At 36.5% G+C, this 19,908-nt stretch carries 18 protein-coding genes; 9 read left to right on the forward strand and 9 right to left on the reverse strand.

Features of this window, described 5'->3' with window-relative positions; all coding sequences use genetic code 11:
- Nucleotides 1-151: 151 nt before the first annotated feature.
- From hemH to orn, 3 genes are read right to left on the reverse strand one after another with little or no spacing between them, the layout of a single operon-like run.
- The gene (hemH, locus tag J3U36_RS08410) at nucleotides 152-1,117 is read right to left on the reverse strand and encodes a ferrochelatase (RefSeq protein WP_267380175.1); all 966 of its coding nucleotides are present in this window, start codon (nucleotides 1,115-1,117) and stop codon (nucleotides 152-154) included.
- A gap of 9 nt (nucleotides 1,118-1,126) precedes the next feature.
- Nucleotides 1,127-2,398: a lipid IV(A) 3-deoxy-D-manno-octulosonic acid transferase gene (gene waaA, locus J3U36_RS08415; protein WP_267380173.1), complete on the reverse strand. Its 1,272-nt coding sequence runs from the start codon at nucleotides 2,396-2,398 to the stop codon at nucleotides 1,127-1,129.
- 5 nt (nucleotides 2,399-2,403) lie between these two features.
- Nucleotides 2,404-2,967, reverse strand: a complete 564-nt coding sequence (gene orn, locus J3U36_RS08420) for an oligoribonuclease (protein ID WP_267380171.1) — start codon at nucleotides 2,965-2,967, stop codon at nucleotides 2,404-2,406.
- A 79-nt stretch (nucleotides 2,968-3,046) separates the two neighbouring features.
- Here orn and rsgA point away from each other — a divergent pair, with 79 nt between their 5' ends.
- Nucleotides 3,047-4,075: a small ribosomal subunit biogenesis GTPase RsgA gene (gene rsgA, locus J3U36_RS08425; protein ID WP_267380169.1), complete on the forward strand. Its 1,029-nt coding sequence runs from the start codon at nucleotides 3,047-3,049 to the stop codon at nucleotides 4,073-4,075.
- 108 nt (nucleotides 4,076-4,183) lie between these two features.
- Here rsgA and J3U36_RS08430 read toward each other — a convergent pair whose 3' ends face one another.
- Both J3U36_RS08430 and dauA read right to left on the reverse strand, forming a co-directional pair.
- Nucleotides 4,184-4,732 (reverse strand): HdeD family acid-resistance protein, encoded by a 549-nt coding sequence (locus J3U36_RS08430; protein ID WP_220215987.1) that lies wholly within the window; start codon nucleotides 4,730-4,732, stop codon nucleotides 4,184-4,186.
- Between the two features lie 187 nt (nucleotides 4,733-4,919).
- Nucleotides 4,920-6,593 (reverse strand): C4-dicarboxylic acid transporter DauA, encoded by a 1,674-nt coding sequence (gene dauA / locus J3U36_RS08435; protein ID WP_267380167.1) that lies wholly within the window; start codon nucleotides 6,591-6,593, stop codon nucleotides 4,920-4,922.
- A gap of 269 nt (nucleotides 6,594-6,862) precedes the next feature.
- Between dauA and J3U36_RS08440 the strand changes: the two genes are divergently transcribed.
- Nucleotides 6,863-8,242, forward strand: a complete 1,380-nt coding sequence (locus tag J3U36_RS08440) for a histidine-type phosphatase (RefSeq protein WP_267380166.1) — start codon at nucleotides 6,863-6,865, stop codon at nucleotides 8,240-8,242.
- 89 nt (nucleotides 8,243-8,331) lie between these two features.
- On the opposite strand, the gene dtd is transcribed toward J3U36_RS08440, so the two are convergent.
- From dtd to rpsT, 4 genes are all read right to left on the reverse strand, one after another.
- Nucleotides 8,332-8,766: a D-aminoacyl-tRNA deacylase gene (dtd, locus tag J3U36_RS08445; protein ID WP_267360798.1), complete on the reverse strand. Its 435-nt coding sequence runs from the start codon at nucleotides 8,764-8,766 to the stop codon at nucleotides 8,332-8,334.
- Between the two features lie 7 nt (nucleotides 8,767-8,773).
- Nucleotides 8,774-9,616 (reverse strand): virulence factor BrkB family protein, encoded by an 843-nt coding sequence (locus J3U36_RS08450; RefSeq protein ID WP_267352147.1) that lies wholly within the window; start codon nucleotides 9,614-9,616, stop codon nucleotides 8,774-8,776.
- Between the two features lie 8 nt (nucleotides 9,617-9,624).
- Nucleotides 9,625-10,206 carry an SPOR domain-containing protein gene (locus J3U36_RS08455; protein WP_267381745.1) on the reverse strand — a complete coding sequence of 194 codons (582 nt, stop codon included), beginning with the start codon at nucleotides 10,204-10,206 and terminating at the stop codon, nucleotides 9,625-9,627.
- A gap of 119 nt (nucleotides 10,207-10,325) precedes the next feature.
- The gene (gene rpsT, locus J3U36_RS08460) at nucleotides 10,326-10,589 is read right to left on the reverse strand and encodes a 30S ribosomal protein S20 (RefSeq protein WP_025316521.1); all 264 of its coding nucleotides are present in this window, start codon (nucleotides 10,587-10,589) and stop codon (nucleotides 10,326-10,328) included.
- Nucleotides 10,590-10,818: 229 nt separating this feature from the next.
- Between rpsT and pgk the strand changes: the two genes are divergently transcribed.
- The 7 genes from pgk to rpoB all read left to right on the forward strand — a co-directional run bounded on the left by pgk (nucleotide 10,819) and on the right by rpoB (nucleotide 19,878).
- On the forward strand, nucleotides 10,819-11,982 hold the full coding sequence (gene pgk / locus J3U36_RS08465) for a phosphoglycerate kinase (protein WP_065559751.1): 1,164 nt from the start codon (nucleotides 10,819-10,821) through the stop codon (nucleotides 11,980-11,982).
- Nucleotides 11,983-12,056: 74 nt separating this feature from the next.
- Complete coding sequence (gene fbaA, locus J3U36_RS08470) at nucleotides 12,057-13,136, forward strand: class II fructose-bisphosphate aldolase (RefSeq protein WP_065559750.1); 1,080 nt, start codon at nucleotides 12,057-12,059, stop codon at nucleotides 13,134-13,136.
- Between the two features lie 175 nt (nucleotides 13,137-13,311).
- Complete coding sequence (rplK, locus tag J3U36_RS08475; RefSeq protein WP_065559749.1) at nucleotides 13,312-13,740, forward strand: 50S ribosomal protein L11; 429 nt, start codon at nucleotides 13,312-13,314, stop codon at nucleotides 13,738-13,740.
- Nucleotides 13,741-13,743: 3 nt separating this feature from the next.
- Nucleotides 13,744-14,445, forward strand: coding sequence for a 50S ribosomal protein L1 (gene rplA / locus J3U36_RS08480; protein ID WP_065559748.1), 702 nt, complete (start codon nucleotides 13,744-13,746; stop codon nucleotides 14,443-14,445).
- 234 nt (nucleotides 14,446-14,679) lie between these two features.
- Entirely contained in the window at nucleotides 14,680-15,177 is a 498-nt protein-coding gene (gene rplJ / locus J3U36_RS08485) for a 50S ribosomal protein L10 (RefSeq protein ID WP_025316516.1), read from the forward strand.
- Between the two features lie 58 nt (nucleotides 15,178-15,235).
- Nucleotides 15,236-15,604 (forward strand): 50S ribosomal protein L7/L12, encoded by a 369-nt coding sequence (gene rplL, locus J3U36_RS08490; protein WP_065559747.1) that lies wholly within the window; start codon nucleotides 15,236-15,238, stop codon nucleotides 15,602-15,604.
- Between the two features lie 245 nt (nucleotides 15,605-15,849).
- Nucleotides 15,850-19,878: a DNA-directed RNA polymerase subunit beta gene (rpoB, locus tag J3U36_RS08495; RefSeq protein ID WP_267380160.1), complete on the forward strand. Its 4,029-nt coding sequence runs from the start codon at nucleotides 15,850-15,852 to the stop codon at nucleotides 19,876-19,878.
- Nucleotides 19,879-19,908: the final 30 nt, after the last annotated feature.

Here is a 19,908-nt window from a genome sequence, read left to right on the forward strand (position 1 = left end):
AAAGTAACAAAGCATATCGATAAGTATTCATAATTGTCCATTTTAATTGTAATAAATGTACAATGATGTGTTAAATTTAACATTTCACTTGCAAATATAGTTTTAATCTTATTTTAAATCAAATTAATCGAAAAAAAAGTCGGATCGGTTTTTAAGATTCCGTCTGATGTATGAGATCGATGATAGTATTAATATGTTGTTGTGAATCATTTAATGCAGGGATGTAATGAAAGTGTTTTCCTCCTGAATTAAGGAATATTTCTCGATTTTCATGATCTATTTCATAACAAGTTTCAATACAATCCGCAGAAAATCCTGGGCACATCACATGAACACGAGTCACGCCATTTAAAGCTAAATTTCTAAGTATGTCACTCGTGTTTGGTTCAACCCATTTTCCTTTTCCAAATTTTGATTGATAGGCCATTTGTATTGGCAGCGTGATGCCGTTCGCTAAACACTTTTCAATTAATAATAAGGTGGTGAGTTCACATCGCTCGATATAATCATCATGGCGTTTAATAATATAGCGCTCAGGCATACCATGATAAGAAAGGAGTAAAACATCGGGTTGCCCTTGTTCTAAAAAAGCCTGTTTTATCTGTAAATAGAGTGCATTAATGTAACTTGGGTGATCAGCATAGTCTCGAATATAGTGAATATTACTTCTTATAATATTGGTATCATTTAATTGTTTGATTTTATCCAGAACGGCAAGTGTTGTGGTTGTAGAATATTGCGGGAATAGGGGTAACAACGTAATTTTTTTACAGGATTTTAAGTTATTTAAGGCAGCTTGAAGACTCGGCTCACCATACGTCATGGCAAGTTCACATTTTATATTGGGTAAGTGTTGCTGCAATTTTTCGTGTAACAATTTACTGTAATGTAACAAAGGTGAACTACCCTTTATCCAGATTTTTTGGTAATGCTTGAGAATGTAGGGGATACGTTTAGGTAATATAATATATTTTAAAATTGGATACCAAATAAAGCTGGGCAGATCAACAACATGTCGATCAAGCAAAAATTCTGTTAAATACTGTTTTATAGCATCTGGCGTTGTCGCGCTAGGTGTACCTAAATTAACCAATAATAAACCGTTTTTTTTATCCACAGCTTAGCCTCATTTGATATTAAGATAATGGTTAATAACTGCTAAAAGTCTACTGAGTGCTCCTTGATTTTGCTTCAAAACGAGATAGGCATTTTCGCCCAGTTGTACTCGGCGACTATTATCATTTAATAGGCGATCTATTGTTGAATATAAATCATCCGCTGAGTTTGTGCAAACAATCATTCCTTGCGCTTCAATCAACTGTTCACAAATCACTTGGAAATTAAAAAAATATTCACCGGTAATAATAGCAATATGGTGCAGTGCAGGCTCTAAAGGATTATGTCCACCCTGTTTTACTAGGCTACCACCCACAAAAGCGATATCTGCCATTGCGTAAAGCTCTACTAGTTCGCCCATTGTATCGCCCAAAACTATTTGAGTTTGTTCTGTAGGTATTTGATTTGTACTACGCTTTAAATAATTAAAACCATTATCACTAATGAGTTTTTCAACCGTTTTAAAACGTTCAGGATGACGTGGAACCAGAATTAACAATAAATTGGCATGTTTAAGCAGTAATTTTTTAAATGCAGTTAAAATAATTTCATCTTCGCCACTATGGGTACTTGCTGCAATTAACACTGGCCTTTTTAATTGCCATTGTTGTTTTAACTGGTTTATGTTTTGGCGCTGCTCATTGGATAAGTTAATATCAAACTTTATGCTGCCTGTTATTGCTAAATGATCAGCAGGTAAACCAAGTGAAACAAATCGTTCACCATCTTGCTGATTTTGAGCTGCCACCATACTGATTTTCGAAAATAATTGTTTGACTGCTTTGCCTAATTTGCCATAGCGAGCAGCAGATCGTTCTGATAATCTGGCATTTGCAATAATTAAAGGAATTTTTTGTTTATAACATTGGCTAATTAAATTAGGCCAAAGTTCAGTTTCCATAATTATAACAATTTTAGGCTTTGTGGTTTTTAAGAATCGTTTTATGGCTCCGGGCAGATCATAGGGTAGATAAACATGACTGACACTGTCTTTTAATAACGATTTTACTCGCTCAGAACCTGTCGGCGTCATGGTGGTAACAGTGATTGGTAACTGTGGATATTTTTGTTGCAATGCTTTAATTAGCGGAATCGCCGCTATTGTTTCACCTACGGATACGGCATGCACTAAAATACCATTTGGTTTGACTTTATTTTTGCAAAAACCATATCGTTCTAACCAGCGCTGACGGTAGGCTGGCGCTTTACGACTGCGCCATAATAGTTTTAGCCAAACAAATGGCTGAATTAGATATAATAAAAGGGTATAGATAATTTGCATGCACGTTAATGATCTAGATTAAAAAAATGCTGACGATAATAGACAAGTTCTGAAATGGAATCACGAATATCGTCAAGTGCTTGATGGGTACCTTGTTTTGTAATGCCTTTCAAAATTTCGGGTTTCCAACGTTTTGCTAATTCTTTAATAGTACTGACATCTAAATAACGATAATGAAAATATTTTTCTAACTTCGGCATATAGTTAAATAAAAAACGTCGATCTTGACCAATCGTATTACCACATATTGGTGAGCAGTTTTCTGGTACCCATTGTTGTAAAAATGCGATGGTTTGTTGTTCGGCTTGCTGTTCTGAAATAGTACTATTGCGTACACGGTCGATTAATCCCGAATTGCCATGAGTGTTTTGATTCCATTCATCCATGAGCGCTAATTGTTCATCTGATTGATGAACAGCAATAACCGGACCTTCTGCAAGAATATTAAGGTCAGAATCAGTTACAATAGTGGCAATTTCAATAATACGATCAGTTTTTGGATCAAGTCCCGTCATTTCAAGATCAATCCAAATTAGATTACTACTATTAATTTGAGAGTGTTTGATCATAATTTGCTGTGGAAATTTTCTTTTTAATGCCGAGTAGTGTAGCATATCTGTCAAACTGTTTAGTAAAAAATTCGTAACTGTGGCAAAAAATCAATTATCAAAAAATCAAAAAAGGCGTGTAGCTGCTAAACATCAGCAACGATTAGAGACAAGACAAGATGACAACTTGTCGAGTTTTTCGTTGCCGCGTGAAGGTGTCGTTGTGAGTCGTTATGGTAAATCCGCTGACGTCGAAGATGATACTGGACTAATTTATCGTTGCAGTATTCGCCGTACCTTACCGTCGTTGGTTACCGGTGATAAAGTAATATGGCGAGAGAGTTTGGAACCCAATACTAATGGTATTATTGAGGCAGTACATCCTCGACACTCAGAATTGGTGCGTCCGGATTTTTATGACGGTGTAAAACCTGTCGCAGCCAATGTCGATCAGATTGTCATTATATCGGCAGTTTTACCGGAATTATCCTTGAACATTATTGATCGTTATTTAGTGGCTTGTGAAGCAACCAATATTCAGCCCATAATTGTGTTAAATAAAATTGATTTACTTACCCCTGAACAGCGTACGGAGATTGAAAAGCAGTTATCAATTTATCGGGATATTGGTTATCCGTTATTGTTTGTTTCTTGTCAAAATCAGCAAGGGTTAGCCCCTTTGCAAGATGCGTTGCAAGGAAAAGTGTCTATTTTGGTTGGTCAGTCTGGCGTAGGTAAATCAAGCATTATTAATCTGTTATTGCCTGAACAGGCACAATCAGCTTTAACAGGCGATATCTCTGAATTATCGGGTCTTGGTCAACATACCACAACCTCTACACGGCTTTATCATCTACCCAATGGTGGCGATATTATTGATTCGCCGGGGATTCGTGAATTTGGATTGTGGCATCTTGAACCTGAACAAGTTATTCATGGCTTTATAGAGTTTGATGATTATTTAGGCGGGTGTCAATTCCGTGATTGTAATCACTTAAATACACCAGGATGTTTGTTACAAAAAGCGGTACAAGAAGGAAAAATAGCACCATCGAGACTTGATAATTATCATCGTATTTTACAATCCATGAAGGATGTGAAGGCTAAAACAAATAAAAGCTATAAATAGCCTGCTTTTCAATACGTTCAGAAAATGACAGTGAGATTGAATGAGTTAGAAAACATTGCTCATAATCCCAAAATACTTGATTATGAGCAATTAGTATAGTTATTTTAACTATTGGCGCTTTTTAAGTGCAAAACCGATAGCAACATACGCCCAACCTTGGAAAATAAGGTCAATTCCTAAAAACATGCCCAACACCCAAAGACTATCGTATGGCCAGCCGGCAATAATCATTAAACCTAAAATTAGCGTAATAATCCCCGATGCTAAAATCCATCCCCAACGTGGTATTTCTCGGTTATTTAATGAAGCAAATATTTGTGTAAACCCACTGATAACCAGTAAGAGTGAAATCAGTAATGTAAATGCAGAAGAAACGGCAATAGGTTGGAAATACGCCATTAATCCGATAAAGATATACAAAATGCCCATTACCGCCCATAAGGCTGTTTGACCAAATCCTTTAATATTAAAGGCATGTATTATTTGTGCAATACCTGCAATTAAAAGTAATGAACCGATAAAGTAAACAGAAAAGACAGTTGCAATAAACTGGTAGCCTAATGCTAAGCATCCCAAAATAATTAAAATCACACCGATAAAAATAAACCAGCCTGTTTTTTGTTTAAGATCTTGAGTATTATTTTCAGTAGATATCATATTAAATTCCTATTTTATATGGTTAACTTTCGGTTGTAATCAACATAGCCTTTCAATTCAAACTAGCCAGACGTTTTTAGCGAGTGAAAAGAAAGCATGACGGAGGTAATGCTAAATGTGCAAAGAAAATGCGTACTATTTCCTTTACGTATAATAATTAATCAATATAATAAAACTAATTGTCCTTTTAATTTTTATCTTTCAGTGCTTCATCTAATGTTGAATAAAACATTAATTTATTCGAAATCGGTATAAACTTGGCTCTGGCTAATGTTTTCAATGGTTGGAATTGTAATTCACAAATAGATAAATCTACTTGTTCTGGCAATTCATCAATAAAATGGCGTAATGCATTAAGCCCACCCGCATCAAGAATAGGCACCGCATCCCACTGTAATACGATGTGCTCATAGCCATTTATTTTCTGATAGATTTCGGAAAAGGTACGTTCAGCGGCGGCAAAAAATAGTGGTCCATTAATGCGAAGTACTAATGTTTTTTCACTGCTTCGATTGAGTTCAACCAATCTTGTCATGTGTGCAATACGACGCATAAATAGGATTGAAGCTAACACTATGCCAAGTGTTATAGCAATAACCATATCAAATAATACGGTTAAAGACATGCAAATAAGCATGATTAAAATATCATCTTTAGGTGCGCATTTAATTATATATATCACTCGTTGCACAGCGCTCATATTCCATGCCACAATTAATAACAAGGCTGCCATTGCTGATAAAGGGATATAGGATAATAATGGTGCAAAACAAATGAGTGCAAGCAATACTACAATCGAATGCAGCACGGCAGCAATAGGTGATGTTGCGCCTGCTTTGACATTAGCAGCGGAACGGGCTATAGCGGCTGTTGCTGAAATCCCTCCAAAAAACGGCGCAATGATATTGCCTAATCCTTGTCCGATAAGTTCACTATTTGAGTGATGTTTTGTATGGGTCATTTCATCTAATACGACGGCACATAATAATGATTCAATTGCGCATAGCATTGCCATTGTAAGCGAAATTGGAAGCAGAGCGGATAACATTGACCAATCCCATTTAAAATCAGCGTGCTGCCAAGGTAAGATAAATTCGGGTAAAACGGACGGGATACCATGACCGATGCTATTATCAGGTAAAATATAGGTAAATCGAGAACCGATAGTTTCAATTTCATAGCCAAATTGATTCAAAATAAACATGACCAAAATACCCGTTATTAATGCCGGTAAATGCCCGGATATTTTTATTCGAAGTTTCGGCCACACAATCAGTACTATCAGCGTTACAATCCCTACTAAAGTATCGGCAAAATTAATAGTTGGAAAGGTTTTAACTAAAGCGGTTACCTTGCTAATATAGCTTTCCGGCATGTGTTCAAGTGTTAAACCAAAAAAATCTTTGATTTGCATGGTGGCGATAGTTATTGCAATGCCAGAGGTAAAGCCTAAAACAACAGGTAAAGGAATATATTCAATTAATCGACCAAGTCGAATTACTCCCATGATAATTAGAAAGACACCGGATAATAAGGTCGCAACAAGTAATCCAGACAAACCAAATTGTAATGAAACGGGATATAAAATCACGACAAATGCCGCTGTTGGACCCGATACGCTGAAGCGTGAACCTCCGGTTAATGCAATGACAACACCTGCAATTATTGCGGTGTAAAGCCCATGTTGTGGTGGAACACCACTCGCTATTGCTAAAGCCATGGCTAATGGTATAGCAATAATACCAACCGTAATACCAGCAATTAAATCCTTAAAAAAACGGGTAGATGTGTAACGATCTTTTATGCACGCTGCGATAAAAGCGCAACAAATTTTGGTGCCAGTTATGCCATATAATTTCATTATTTTTATTCGACTAATAGAAGTTTTTTGAAATGCTTACTAAGATAATCTTTTTTACAAAAATTAAAAGAGTGTTATTAAAATAATTTATATTGTCATTTAATTGCGTTAGGCTTTTTCAATTGAGGCATAAATAAGTTTATTAGGAATGATTTTGTAAATTGTTTCTAAGGTGCTTTTTTCTATTGATTTGATACCAGTATCGTTTAAAAATAATGTCGTAGACCCATTCGCTTTTCTTGATATGGTATGATTAGCAGGAGCAATGTATGGTAGTAATTAATCAAAACGTGTTTATTCATTCTTTTAGGGGAATAGGTGCAATTATGTTACTTGCTTTCTCTTCATTTTGTTTTGCATTACCACAACTAGCAGGCTCAAAGACGGCCTATCATTATGACACTAAGCAAACCATTACCCCTGCTCCAAAAGGCTATCAAGCATTTTATATTAATCATATTGGTCGTCATGGTTCTCGCTATATTAGTAAATCAAAATATGAAGAGATTGTTTATCAGACATTATTATTAGCCGACAAAGATAATCAACTCACTGATGACGGAAAATCGTTACTCAAGCAAGTTTTGTATATTAAACAGTTGAATAATAATCACTATGGAGAGTTAACCGATTTAGGACGTCAAGATATAGGTCTCATCAGTCAGCGAATGTTAGCAAATAATCCAACGGTCTTTAAAGGCCATAACATTGCGGTAATTTCATCTACGTCGCCTAGAGCTAAAGAGACGGCTGAAATTTTTGTCCAACCCTTTAAAGCAAAATATCCTCATATTCAAGTCACCACCCAGCCCGAAAATGGACAAACGTTGTTACGCTTTTTTAACTATTCGCCTGCTTATGATAAATATAAACAGAGTAAAGCGGTTAAAAATGCCTTAAAAACAATTAAATGTTCACCTAAAACTGTCGCACTGAGTCAAACCGTCGCCATAAAATTTTTTACCCATAATTTTATTGAAAAATTAAATATAGGAATGGATATTGGTGAATATTATTCGATTAAAACCGAAGATTTTAGTCTGGCCGTTTATCAACTCTATCAAGAGTTACAGGCATTACCCACAGAGGTATTAGTTAATCATCAACTTAATTTTGATGATTATTTTTCAGAGGAAGCAAATGCGTGGTTTAATACGGTTGTCACTGCCAAAAATTATTTACAAATTGGTCCGACATTTGATGCCAATGGTATTCAAATTAAAATTGCTGCACCTTTATTAAGGAATATGCTAATGACGGCCGATAACGCAATTACCAATAATAATGTTGATGCTAATTTGCGTTTTGCCCATGCAGAGACGCTTTCTCCGTTTGCAACGCTAATGGAAATTGAGGGTACAACAAAAGTTGCCAAGACGCTATTTGATTATCCGACTGTCTGGCATGCAGAAAAAATTATTCCTATGGGCGCCAATATACAATGGATTTTTTATAAAAGTGAACAACCACATCATCCGATACTGGTTAAAATCTTATTAAATGAACAAGAAGTCCATCTGCCAATTAGCACCCAACAATATCCTTATTATCGTTGGCAGGATGTTAAACAGTATTATACCAATAAATTAAATCAATTAGGCTTAAATGAAAATCAATCCGATATCGATATGCTTAAAAAATTAAAATGATTCTAGATTGAGCATATGGTAAATGACTGTATTACTGAATTAGGTAAAGTAGAAACTATTTCTGCATAAGCCTATGATCCGTCAAATGACTAAACCTGAAGCCAGAAGGTTACCGGACCATCATTAATTAATGATACTTGCATATCTGCTGCAAACTGACCAGTTTGCGTCTTAATATTCTTTTGGCATTGCTCAACAAAGAATTGATACAGTCTATTGGCATCTTCTGGTTTAGCCCCTTTGGTAAAGCTTGGACGCATTCCTTTTTGGGTATCTGCAACTAAAGTAAATTGGGATACAACAAGAACTTCACCTTGAGCTTGATTAACATTAAGGTTCATTTTACCGTCGCTGTCACTGAAAATACGGTAGCCAAGGACTTTTTCACATAATCGAATTGCTTTTTGTTCATCATCATCTTGCTCGACACCAAGTAATATCAACAAACCATGATTAATTTTTCCAATAATCTGATCTTCAACAGTGACAGAAGCTTGTTTAACACGTTGGATTAAGGCAATCATAAAAATATTACTCCGCTTGAGCTTGGTTATCCGATATTCGTTTTTTAGGGCGGTTAAATTCGGTTAAGGTTGCTGCAAATTCAGCGCCAAATAAGACAATACACCAAGAACAGTAAATCCAAACAAGCATGATTGGAATAGAAGATACTACGCCATAGATTAACTGATAAGTTGGAAATGAACTTACATAAAACGCAAAGGCACGTTTACCTATTTCAAACAATATTGCTGCAACAATCGCACCAATGAATGACTCTTTAAAAGGAACGGATTCAGTAGGGATAATACTGTAAAGTAACCAAAATCCAACGACAGAAATAATAAACGGTAAACTACTCAGCATAATATTCCCCGTTGCTCCAGTTGATAACCAGTTTAACGAAAATATATACGAACTGACCGCTACACTTGAGCCCGCTAAAATAGGCCCCAAAGTCAATATTGTCCAGTACATAGTTAGATTATACATAAATGAGCGTTTACGTTTCGTTCTCCAAATATGATTAAGCGCACTATTAATTGAGTTAATAAGCAATAATGAGGTAACGATTAATCCAACTATACCCACTACCGTCATCTTTTTAGTATTGGTGATAAATTGTTCTAAGTAATTTTGAATGGTATCACTTGCGGTAGGCACGAGATTACTGTAAATGAGCTGTTTTAGCGATAGGCTAATTTCATCAAACATTGGAAAAGCGGATAATAATGAAAAAATAACAGTAATAAGCGGAACGAGTGCCAGTATTGTGGTATAGGCAAGGCTGGCAGAGGATGTGGTCAACTGATCCTGATTGATTTTAGCCCACAACATTTTTAAGAACAACGTTATCTGCTGAAATGTTTTCATGGTTTTTTCTATTTGTTAGAAAGAATACAATTATTGATCCCACTATTTTTTAATGAGTTCAACGCCTTATCAGCTTCGCTTTTGCTAGTATAGGGCCCAGCTGTAACGCGATATAACTGACCAGAAGAAATATTACCATTTATACCTGTCATAGCAAGTTGAGCTTTTAGGGTGTCCGCATTGGCTTTTTCCTTAAAAGCACCACATTGTAATGTCCATTTCGTTGTTGTCGATAAGGTTTGATTAGTATTCGATCGTGTATTGGTGTTATTCGCAAAACTATCTAAAATCTGTTGCCGTTCGCTTGCAACTGAATTCGATGTTGCGTTTGAACTGGCATTGGGCGTTTCTAACGCTTTAAGGTATGTCCAACGTTCCTGAGGTTGCTCTGGTAAGGTAACGGCAGGTGGAGGCGTTTTGACTTTTGGTTGTTCAACGGGTTTGTTAGGTTTATTATTGGTAATTAAATAGAGAATGGCGGAAAATAAGACAATAAGAACAATTGCCATAAATATCATAAATTTTGGCATAAAGCTTGATTTGTTTTTTTTCGGTCGACTTTTTCTTCTCACATAATCACGCTGAACCACAATATACTCTCTTATTTTTTTTATTGATATGGAATAACTGATTATTATACAAATAAAAAAAGTGGCTTACACCACTTTTTAGCATTTTCTTTAACTATAATAGTTAACAGATTCGGGCATTAAGCCAATGCTTTAATCTGTTTAATTAAATTTGCTTTATGACGTGCAGCTTTATTTTTGTGGATTAAGCCACGAGCCGCTTGACGGTCAACAACTGCTTGCATGTCTTTGAATGCTACTTCAGCTGTTTGTTTATCACCAGCTGCAACAGCTGCGTAAACTTTTTTGATATAAGTACGCATCATTGAACGGTTACTAGCATTATGTTTACGGCGTTTTTCGGATTGAACCGCACGTTTTTTAGCTGATTTGATATTAGCCAAAGTCAACTCCCAAGTTTAAATAAAATTACATATTAATAAGGCGGCAAAATATGCCTGATTTTCTGCCAGTTGTCAATGCTGTTACATAAAAAATTTGCAATTTATAAATTACACATTGATGACAAACGTTTACTATTTGAACAATAATCGCTATAACCTAAAAAGAATTTTTATGTTAGAATACGTGAAGTTTATTTTTATTTATATTTTTTTATTAAGAGGAAGTCTCATGTCTGTTATTAGAATGCAAGATCTTGATCTAAAAGGGAAACGTTTATTTATTCGTTCAGATCTTAATGTACCAGTCAAAAATGGTAAAGTCACTTCTGATGCACGTATCAAGGCATCATTACCGACAATTGAAGAAGCAATCAAAAAAGGCGCTAAAGTGATGGTGACTTCTCACATTGGTCGTCCAACAGAAGGAGAATATAACCCTGAATTCTCATTGCAACCAGTCGTTGATTACTTAAAAGAACATGTTTCATTTCCTGTCCGTCTTGTTAAAGATTACCTTGATGGCGTAGATGTTAAAGAAGGCGAATTAGTGGTTCTTGAAAATGTACGATTCAATGTGGGTGAAGGTAAAGATGATGAAACGTTATCTAAAAAGTATGCCGCACTTTGTGATATCTATGTAATGGATGCATTTGGAACAGCTCACCGCGCTCAAGCTTCAACGCATGGCGTGGGTAAATTTGCACCAATTGCTTGTGCAGGTCCTTTATTAGCTGCGGAACTTGATGCATTAGGTAAAGCACTTGATAATCCGGCTCGTCCAATGGTTGCGATTGTTGCGGGTTCTAAAGTATCAACTAAACTTACTGTACTTGATTCGCTTTCAAAAATCGCTGATCAAATTATTGTCGGTGGTGGTATTGCTAATACCTTCATCGCGGCTGAAGGTTATAATGTAGGTAAATCGCTATATGAAGCAGATTTAATCCCAGAAGCGAAAAAATTGATGGCTAACTGCCATATTCCTGTTCCAACTGATGTGCGTGTTGCGACTGAATTCAGTGAAACAGCAACGGCTACAGAAAAATCAGTTTCTGATGTTAAAGAAAATGAACAAATTCTTGATTTAGGTGATAAATCAGCTGAAGCATTAGCTGATATTATTAAAAAAGCGAAAACCATATTATGGAATGGTCCAGTTGGTGTATTTGAATTCCCTAATTTCCGTCGTGGGACTGAAATTGTTGCTAAAGCAATTGCTGATAGTGAAGGTTTTTCAATTGCTGGTGGTGGTGATACGTTAGCTGCAATTGACTTATTTGGAATTGAAGATAAAATTTCTTACATCTCAACTGGTGGAGGTGCCTTCCTTGAGTTTGTTGAAGGTAAAAAACTTCCTGCTGTTGCAATGTTAGAAGCGAGAGCAAAAGCATAATATAGATTCAGTAAAAAGGATGAGATGATTACTCATCCTTTATTTTTTATAATAATTAAATCATAGGTAATAAAATGGCTACAAAGATTTCTGATGTCGTTAAACCCGGTGTTGTAACTGGTGATGATGTTCAAAAAGTATTTCAAATCGCTCGTGAAAATAACTTTGCTTTACCAGCAGTTAACTGTGTTGATACCAACACAATTAATGCGGTAATTGAAACAGCGGCAAAAGTAGGTTCTCCTGTTATTGTTCAATTCTCAAATGGTGGTGCACAGTTCATCGCTGGTAAAGGTCTTAAATTAGAAGGACAAGAATGTGCAGTACTAGGTGCTATTTCTGGTGCAAAACATGTTCATTTAATGGCTGAAAAATATGGTGTGCCAGTGATTGTTCACACTGACCACTGTGCAAGAAAATTACTTCCATGGGTTGATGGTTTACTTGATGCTGGTGAAACTCACTTTGCTAAAACCGGTAAACCACTATTTTCTTCACATATGATCGACCTGTCAGAAGAAACATTAAAAGATAACATTGATATTTGTTGTCAGTATCTTGCTCGTATGTCTGCAATGAAAATGACATTAGAGTTGGAATTAGGTTGTACTGGTGGTGAAGAAGATGGTGTGGATAACAGCCATATGGATAGTTCAGCACTTTATACTCAACCTGAAGATGTAGCTTATGCTTATGAGCGATTAAGTGAAATTAGCCCTCGTTTCACTATCGCTGCATCATTTGGTAACGTGCATGGTGTTTACAAACCAGGTAATGTTAAATTAACACCAAAAATTTTAGATAACTCACAAAAATACGTATCAGAAAAATTCAACTTACCTGAAAAATCACTGAATTTTGTATTCCATGGTGGTTCAGGCTCAACACCTGAAGAAATTGCAGAAGCAGTTAGTTATGGTGTTATCAAAATGAATATCGATACCGATACTCAATGGGCTAACTGGGCGGGTATTTTAGATTACTACAAAGCTAATGAAGCTTATTTACAAGGTCAATTAGGTAATCCTGAAGGACCTGATGCGCCAAACAAAAAATACTATGATCCACGTGTTTGGTTACGTAAAGGTCAAGATTCTTTAGTTGCTCGTTTAGAACTTGCATTTAAAGAACTTAACGCTGTTAACGTACTTTAATTAACGTTTTCATTTTTAATACAAAGTGGGGAATCGCCTACTTTGTATTAATTGTTCATAAAATAAATCTTGCATTTGTATATCAATTGTAGGATAATTCTGCCCTCATTTAACTTAGGGGAGCTGTCTATTTATATAATAGAAGCGTTAGCACCCGAGAGAAGGAAACCAAAAAATGGCAAAAAAAGTACAGGCTTACATCAAGTTGCAAGTTGCAGCTGGTGCAGCAAATCCTAGTCCACCAGTTGGTCCAGCACTTGGTCAACATGGTGTTAATATCATGGAATTCTGTAAAGCATTTAATGCGAAAACAGAAAGCATGGAAAAAGGTCTACCTATTCCAGTTGTTATTTCAGTCTATTCAGACCGTTCATTCACCTTTGTTACTAAGACTCCTCCTGCGGCAGTACTATTGAAGAAAGCTGCTAAAATCAAGTCTGGTTCAGGTGAGCCTAACAAGAAAAAAGTAGGTAAAGTAACGAGTGCTCAAATTCGCGAAATCGCTGAATTAAAAGCTGCAGATATGAATGGTGCTACCATTGAATCAATGATGCGTTCTATTGAAGGAACCGCTCGTTCAATGGGCTTGGAAGTGGAGGGTTAATCGATGGCTAAATTATCTAAGAAAGCTAAACTTATCCGCGAAAAAGTGAATGCAACTAAACAATATGAAATCAACGAAGCAATTGCTTTATTAAAAGAGCTTGCGACTGCTAAATTTACTGAAAGCGTTGATGTTGCTGTAAATTTAGGTATTGATTCACGTAAATCAGACCAAAATGTTCGTGGTGCAATTGTATTGCCACATGGTACTGGTCGTAGTGTTCGTGTAGCTGTGTTTACACAAGGTGCAAATGCAGAAGCAGCTAAAGAAGCGGGTGCTGAATTAGTTGGTATGGACGATCTTGCGGATCAAATCAAAAAAGGCGAAATGAATTTTGATGTCGTTATCGCATCGCCAGACGCTATGCGTGTAGTTGGTCAATTAGGTCAAATTTTAGGACCACGTGGTTTAATGCCAAACCCTAAAGTTGGTACTGTAACGCCTAACGTTGCTGAAGCAGTAAAAAATGCGAAAGCAGGTCAAATCCGTTACCGTAACGATAAAAATGGTATTATCCATACTACTATCGGTAAAGCTGATTTTGATGCAGCTAAACTTAAAGAAAATTTAGAAGCATTACTTGTTGCGTTAAAACGTGCAAAACCAGCATCTTCTAAAGGTGTCTTTGTGAAGAAAGTAAGTCTTTCTACTACTATGGGCGCTGGTGTTGCTATCGATCAAACAACATTGAATGCATCTGTTTAATTAATCATTATTAATTAAACAAAAAAATCGGTTGGTGTCTGACCTTAACCAGACCCCGTCCAAGACCGTAGGTGTAATTGACGTTTAATTACTTAATTTTCCTACGTAGACGGTGACAGAACCTGATAAGATATAATACAGGAATTCTGCTCATCGTGGTTGTGCTAACTATATTGTTATAGTTAGTTTAAATAAGTCTAGGCTTTGCCTAGTTTTAATCCAGGAGCAAAACCAATGGCACTAAATCTTCAAAATAAACAAGAAATTGTTGCTGAAGTTAATGAAATCGCCAAAGGTGCGCTATCTGCAGTTGTTGCCGATTCTCGTGGCGTAACTGTAGAAAAAATGACTGCATTACGTAAATCTGCTCGTGAAGCGGGTGTTTATATGCGTGTTGTTCGTAATACGCTATTACGCCGTGTTGTAGAGGGTACTCAATATGAGTGTTTAAAAGATACGTTTGTTGGTCCTACTCTAATTGCGTTTTCAAACGAGCACCCAGGTGCTGCTGCGCGTATTTTTAAAGCGTTTGCAAAAGAAAACGATAAATTTGAGATTAAAGCCGCAGCCTTTGAAGGTGAGTTAATTACTGCAGCGAACATTGATCGCTTAGCAACATTACCTACTTATGAAGAAGCATTAGCTCGCTTGATGTCAACCATGAAAGAAGCCGCAGCAGGCAAATTGGTTCGTACTCTTGCAGCTGTTCGTGATCAAAAAGAAGCTGCTTAATTAGCAGTATGATGACGAATTTTATTAATTAAAAATTGTAAATTTGGGAAACTATATTATGTCTATCACTAAAGAACAAATTTTAGATGCAGTTGCTGAAATGTCTGTAATGGACGTTGTTGAACTAGTATCTATGATGGAAGAAAAATTCGGTGTTTCTGCAGCAGCAGCAGTTGCAGTTGCAGCAGCAGGTCCAGCTGAAGCAGCTGAAGAGAAAACTGAATTTGATGTAATCTTAAAAGATGTTGGTGCAAATAAAGTAGCTGTTATCAAAGCAGTTCGTGGTGCAACTGGTTTAGGCTTAAAAGAAGCTAAAGATCTTGTTGAATCAGCTCCTGCAACAGTTAAAGAAGGTGTTAGCAAAGCTGATGCTGAAGAACTTAAAAAGGCACTTGAAGAATCTGGTGCAGCTGTCGAACTTAAATAAGTTAATCGATAGCAAGCTAAATGGCTGGGGGTTTTACCTCCAGCCTTTTTGCGCTGTAAAAAGTCGAAGAATTTTATTTGAAGACTATCAATAAAAAGCAATAAAGAAATAGTATATTTATTAAGCCTAATCAATTGATATTTATAGATATTTTCGATGAGGTGTCAGGCGTTATTATTCGATTGAAGTGCTCCTGATGAATATTTAATCATGCTAAAATAGCAGATAAGCAAGTTGAGGAACTAATGGTTTACTCTTATACCGAGAAAAAACGAATTCGTAAGAATTTTGGTAAGCGTCCACAAGTCTTGGATATACCGTATCTTCTTTCTATTCAACTTGATTCGTTCCAGAAATTTATTGAGCAAGATCCAGAAGGTCAGTATGGTTTAGAAGCCGCTTTTCGTTCAATATTTCCGATAAAAAGTTATAGTGGTAATGCTGAGTTACAATACGTGAGCTTTAAGATGGGCGAACCTGTGTTTGATGTAAAAGAATGTCAAATTAGAGGGATCACTTACTCAGCACCGTTGCGCGTAAAATTACGTTTAGTTATTTATGATAAAGATGCACCAGAAGGAACTGTAAAAGATATTAAAGAGCAAGACGTCTACATGGGCGAAATTCCTTTAATGACGGACAATGGAACATTTGTAATCAATGGTACCGAACGGGTAATCGTTTCACAATTACATCGTAGTCCAGGTGTGTTCTTTGATAGTGATAAAGGTAAAACACACTCTTCTGGTAAAGTTTTATATAATGCTCGGATTATTCCTTATCGTGGCTCTTGGCTTGATTTCGAATTTGATCCAAAAGACAATCTTTTTGCTCGTATTGACCGTCGTCGTAAACTTCCAGCAACAATTATTTTGCGCGCATTAGGTTATGAAACAGAAGAAATTTTAAATATCTTCTTTGAGAAAACCATTTTTGAAGTTGGCAAATCCAAATTAAAAATGGATTTAGTCCCAGAGCGTTTACGTGGTGAAACAGCCTTATTTGATATCGAATCAAAAGGTAAAGTGTACGCTGAAAAAGGTCGCCGTATTACTGCACGTCATATTCGTGAATTAGAAAAAGATAAAGTAAGCAAAATTGATGTACCTGTTGAATACATCGTTAATAAAGTGCTTGCTAAAAACTATGTCAATGACGCAACAGGTGAAGTCATTGCATTTGCTAATACACCAATTTCATTAGAATTGTTATTAGAATTAACGAATGCAGGCTACAAAAAAATTGAAACATTATTCACCAATGATCTTGATCATGGGGCGTTTATCTCTGAAACATTAAATGTTGATTCAACACGCGATCGTTTAGGTGCATTAGTTGAAATTTATCGCATGATGCGACCAGGTGAGCCACCAACAAAAGAAGCTGCAGAAGCGTTATTTGACAACTTATTCTTCTCTGATGAACGTTATGATTTATCAGCGGTTGGTCGAATGAAATTTAATCGTTCTTTAGGTCGTGATGATATTGAAGGTCAAAGCGTCTTAACTAAAGATGATATCGTTGACGTTATGAAGAAATTAATCAGTATTCGTAATGGTCATGGCGATGTTGATGATATCGACCACTTAGGTAATCGTCGTATTCGTAGCGTTGGTGAAATGGCAGAAAACCAATTCCGTATTGGTTTAGTGCGTGTTGAAAGAGCCGTAAAAGAGCGTTTATCTTTAGGTGATCTTGATTCATTAATGCCACAAGATATGATTAATGCTAAACCAATTTCAGCGGCAATCCGTGAGTTCTTTGGTTCTAGCCAGTTATCTCAGTTTATGGATCAAAACAATCCATTATCTGAAATTACGCATAAACGTCGTATTTCTGCATTAGGTCCGGGTGGTTTAACTCGTGAGCGAGCAGGCTTTGAAGTCCGTGACGTACATCCAACTCATTATGGTCGCGTATGTCCGATTGAAACGCCTGAAGGTCCAAACATCGGTTTGATTAACTCGTTAGCGGTCTATTCTCGTACTAATGAGTATGGTTTCTTAGAAACACCATATCGTCGAGTGATTGACGGTGTTGTGACTGATGAAATTAATTATTTATCAGCAATTGACGAAAGTGAATTTGTTATTGCACAGGCGAACTCAAACCTTGATGAAGAAGGTCGCTTTAAAGAAGATTTAGTGACTTGTCGTTTAAATGGTGAATCAGGCTTATATAGTCCTGAACAAGTTCATTATATGGACGTTTCAACACAACAAATCGTGTCGGTTGGTGCGTCATTAATTCCATTCTTGGAACATGACGATGCGAACCGTGCTTTGATGGGTGCAAACATGCAACGTCAAGCAGTTCCGACATTAAAAGCGGAAAAACCATTTGTTGGTACTGGTATGGAACGTGCGGTAGCTGTTGACTCAGGTGTAACAGCCGTTGCTCGTCGTGGTGGTACTGTTCAATATGTTGATGCGTCACGTATCGTAGTCAATGTCAATGCCGATGAAATGTATGCGGGTGAAACAGGGATTGATATTTATAACTTAACTAAATATACACGTTCTAACCAAAATACTTGTATCAATCAAATTCCATGTGTGGAATTAGGCGAAAAAGTTGAACGTGGTGATGTACTTGCAGATGGTCCATCAACTGATTTAGGTGAACTTGCACTAGGTCAAAACATGCGCGTGGCATTTATGCCATGGAATGGTTATAACTTTGAGGATTCTATTTTAGTTTCTGAAAAAGTGGTACAAGATGATCGTTTTACCTCGATCCATATTCAAGAGTTATCTTGTGTATCTCGTGATACTAAATTAGGTGCTGAAGAAATCACCGCTGATATTCCAAATGTGGGTGAAGCTGCGCTTTCTAAATTAGATGAATCAGGTATTGTTTATATCGGTGCTGAAGTTAAAGGTGGTGATATTCTTGTTGGTAAAGTGACGCCTAAAGGTGAAACACAATTAACACCAGAAGAAAAATTACTACGTGCAATTTTTGGTGAAAAAGCATCTGACGTTAAAGATACGTCTTTACGTGTACCAAATGGTGTTTCTGGTACGGTTATTGATGTCCAAGTCTTCACTCGTGATGGTGTACAAAAAGATAAACGTGCACTTGAAATTGAAGAAATGCAACTTAAACAAGCAAGAAAAGATTTAACTGAAGAGCTTAAAATCTTAGAAGCAGCTTTATTTGCGCGTATTCGTGATGTGTTAATTTCAGGTGGTATTAAAACTGATAAATTAGATGCCTTACCACGAGAAAAATGGTTAACAATCGGTATTTCAAACGAAAGCAAACAAGCACAGTTAGAGCAACTTGCTGAACAGCACGAAGAAATTAAACTTGAGTTTAACAAAAAGCTTGAAGCTAAACGCATGAAGATTACACAAGGTGATGATTTACAACCTGGTGTGCTCAAAATTGTTAAAGTTTACTTAGCGGTTAAACGTCAAATTCAGCCTGGTGATAAAATGGCGGGTCGTCATGGTAACAAAGGGGTTATCTCTAAGATTAATCCAATTGAAGATATGCCATATGATGACAAAGGTCGTCCAGTCGATATCGTGTTAAACCCACTAGGGGTTCCGTCTCGTATGAACATTGGACAGATCCTAGAAACCCACTTAGGTATGGCGGCTAAAGGTATTGGTCAAAAAATTGATACAATGCTTAAAGAACAGCAAGAACTTGCTAAATTACGTGAGTTTATCCAAAAAGCATACGATCTTGGTTTAGGTGCTGCACAAAAAGTAAATGTTGCAGAATTTACCGATCAAGAAGTCATGACATTGGCACAAAATTTACGTAATGGTATGCCACTTGCTACACCAGTGTTTGATGGTGCAAAAGAGCAAGAAATCAAGTCATTACTAGAATTGGGTGATTTGCCGACTTCAGGTCAAATTACATTGTATGATGGTCGTACAGGTGAGCAGTTTGAACGTCCGGTAACAGTAGGTTATATGTACATGCTGAAATTAAATCACTTAGTTGATGATAAGATGCATGCACGTTCTACAGGTTCATATAGTCTGGTTACTCAACAGCCATTGGGTGGTAAAGCTCAATTTGGTGGTCAGCGTTTCGGTGAGATGGAAGTATGGGCACTTGAAGCTTATGGTGCTGCTTACACACTACAAGAAATGCTAACGGTTAAATCAGATGACGTAAACGGCCGTACTAAGATGTATAAAAATATTGTAGATGGTGATCATCGTATGGAACCTGCGATTCCAGAATCATTTAATGTATTGTTAAAAGAGATTCGTTCGCTAGGTATTAATATCGAGTTAGATGAAGAGTAATCTTCACTAACTAAAAATGATTTCTATTTA

It is taken from the genome of Gilliamella sp. B3817, assembly GCF_026536705.1.
Lineage (GTDB): Bacteria > Pseudomonadota > Gammaproteobacteria > Enterobacterales > Orbaceae > Gilliamella > Gilliamella apicola_I.

Excerpts from the sequence above, each read along its gene's own strand:
- waaA (WP_267380173.1), bottom strand. The coding sequence starts at position 2,398 with ATGCAAATTATCTATACCCTTTTATTATATCTAATTCAGCCATTTGTT.
- orn (WP_267380171.1), bottom strand. The coding sequence starts at position 2,967 with ATGATCAAACACTCTCAAATTAATAGTAGTAATCTAATTTGGATTGAT.
- J3U36_RS08430 (WP_220215987.1), bottom strand. The coding sequence starts at position 4,732 with ATGATATCTACTGAAAATAATACTCAAGATCTTAAACAAAAAACAGGC.
- dauA (WP_267380167.1), bottom strand. The coding sequence starts at position 6,593 with ATGAAATTATATGGCATAACTGGCACCAAAATTTGTTGCGCTTTTATC.
- J3U36_RS08440 (WP_267380166.1), top strand. The coding sequence starts at position 6,863 with ATGGTAGTAATTAATCAAAACGTGTTTATTCATTCTTTTAGGGGAATA.
- dtd (WP_267360798.1), bottom strand. The coding sequence starts at position 8,766 with ATGATTGCCTTAATCCAACGTGTTAAACAAGCTTCTGTCACTGTTGAA.
- J3U36_RS08450 (WP_267352147.1), bottom strand. The coding sequence starts at position 9,616 with ATGAAAACATTTCAGCAGATAACGTTGTTCTTAAAAATGTTGTGGGCT.
- pgk (WP_065559751.1), top strand. The coding sequence starts at position 10,819 with ATGTCTGTTATTAGAATGCAAGATCTTGATCTAAAAGGGAAACGTTTA.
- fbaA (WP_065559750.1), top strand. The coding sequence starts at position 12,057 with ATGGCTACAAAGATTTCTGATGTCGTTAAACCCGGTGTTGTAACTGGT.
- rplK (WP_065559749.1), top strand. The coding sequence starts at position 13,312 with ATGGCAAAAAAAGTACAGGCTTACATCAAGTTGCAAGTTGCAGCTGGT.
- rplA (WP_065559748.1), top strand. The coding sequence starts at position 13,744 with ATGGCTAAATTATCTAAGAAAGCTAAACTTATCCGCGAAAAAGTGAAT.
- rplJ (WP_025316516.1), top strand. The coding sequence starts at position 14,680 with ATGGCACTAAATCTTCAAAATAAACAAGAAATTGTTGCTGAAGTTAAT.
- rplL (WP_065559747.1), top strand. The coding sequence starts at position 15,236 with ATGTCTATCACTAAAGAACAAATTTTAGATGCAGTTGCTGAAATGTCT.
- rpoB (WP_267380160.1), top strand. The coding sequence starts at position 15,850 with ATGGTTTACTCTTATACCGAGAAAAAACGAATTCGTAAGAATTTTGGT.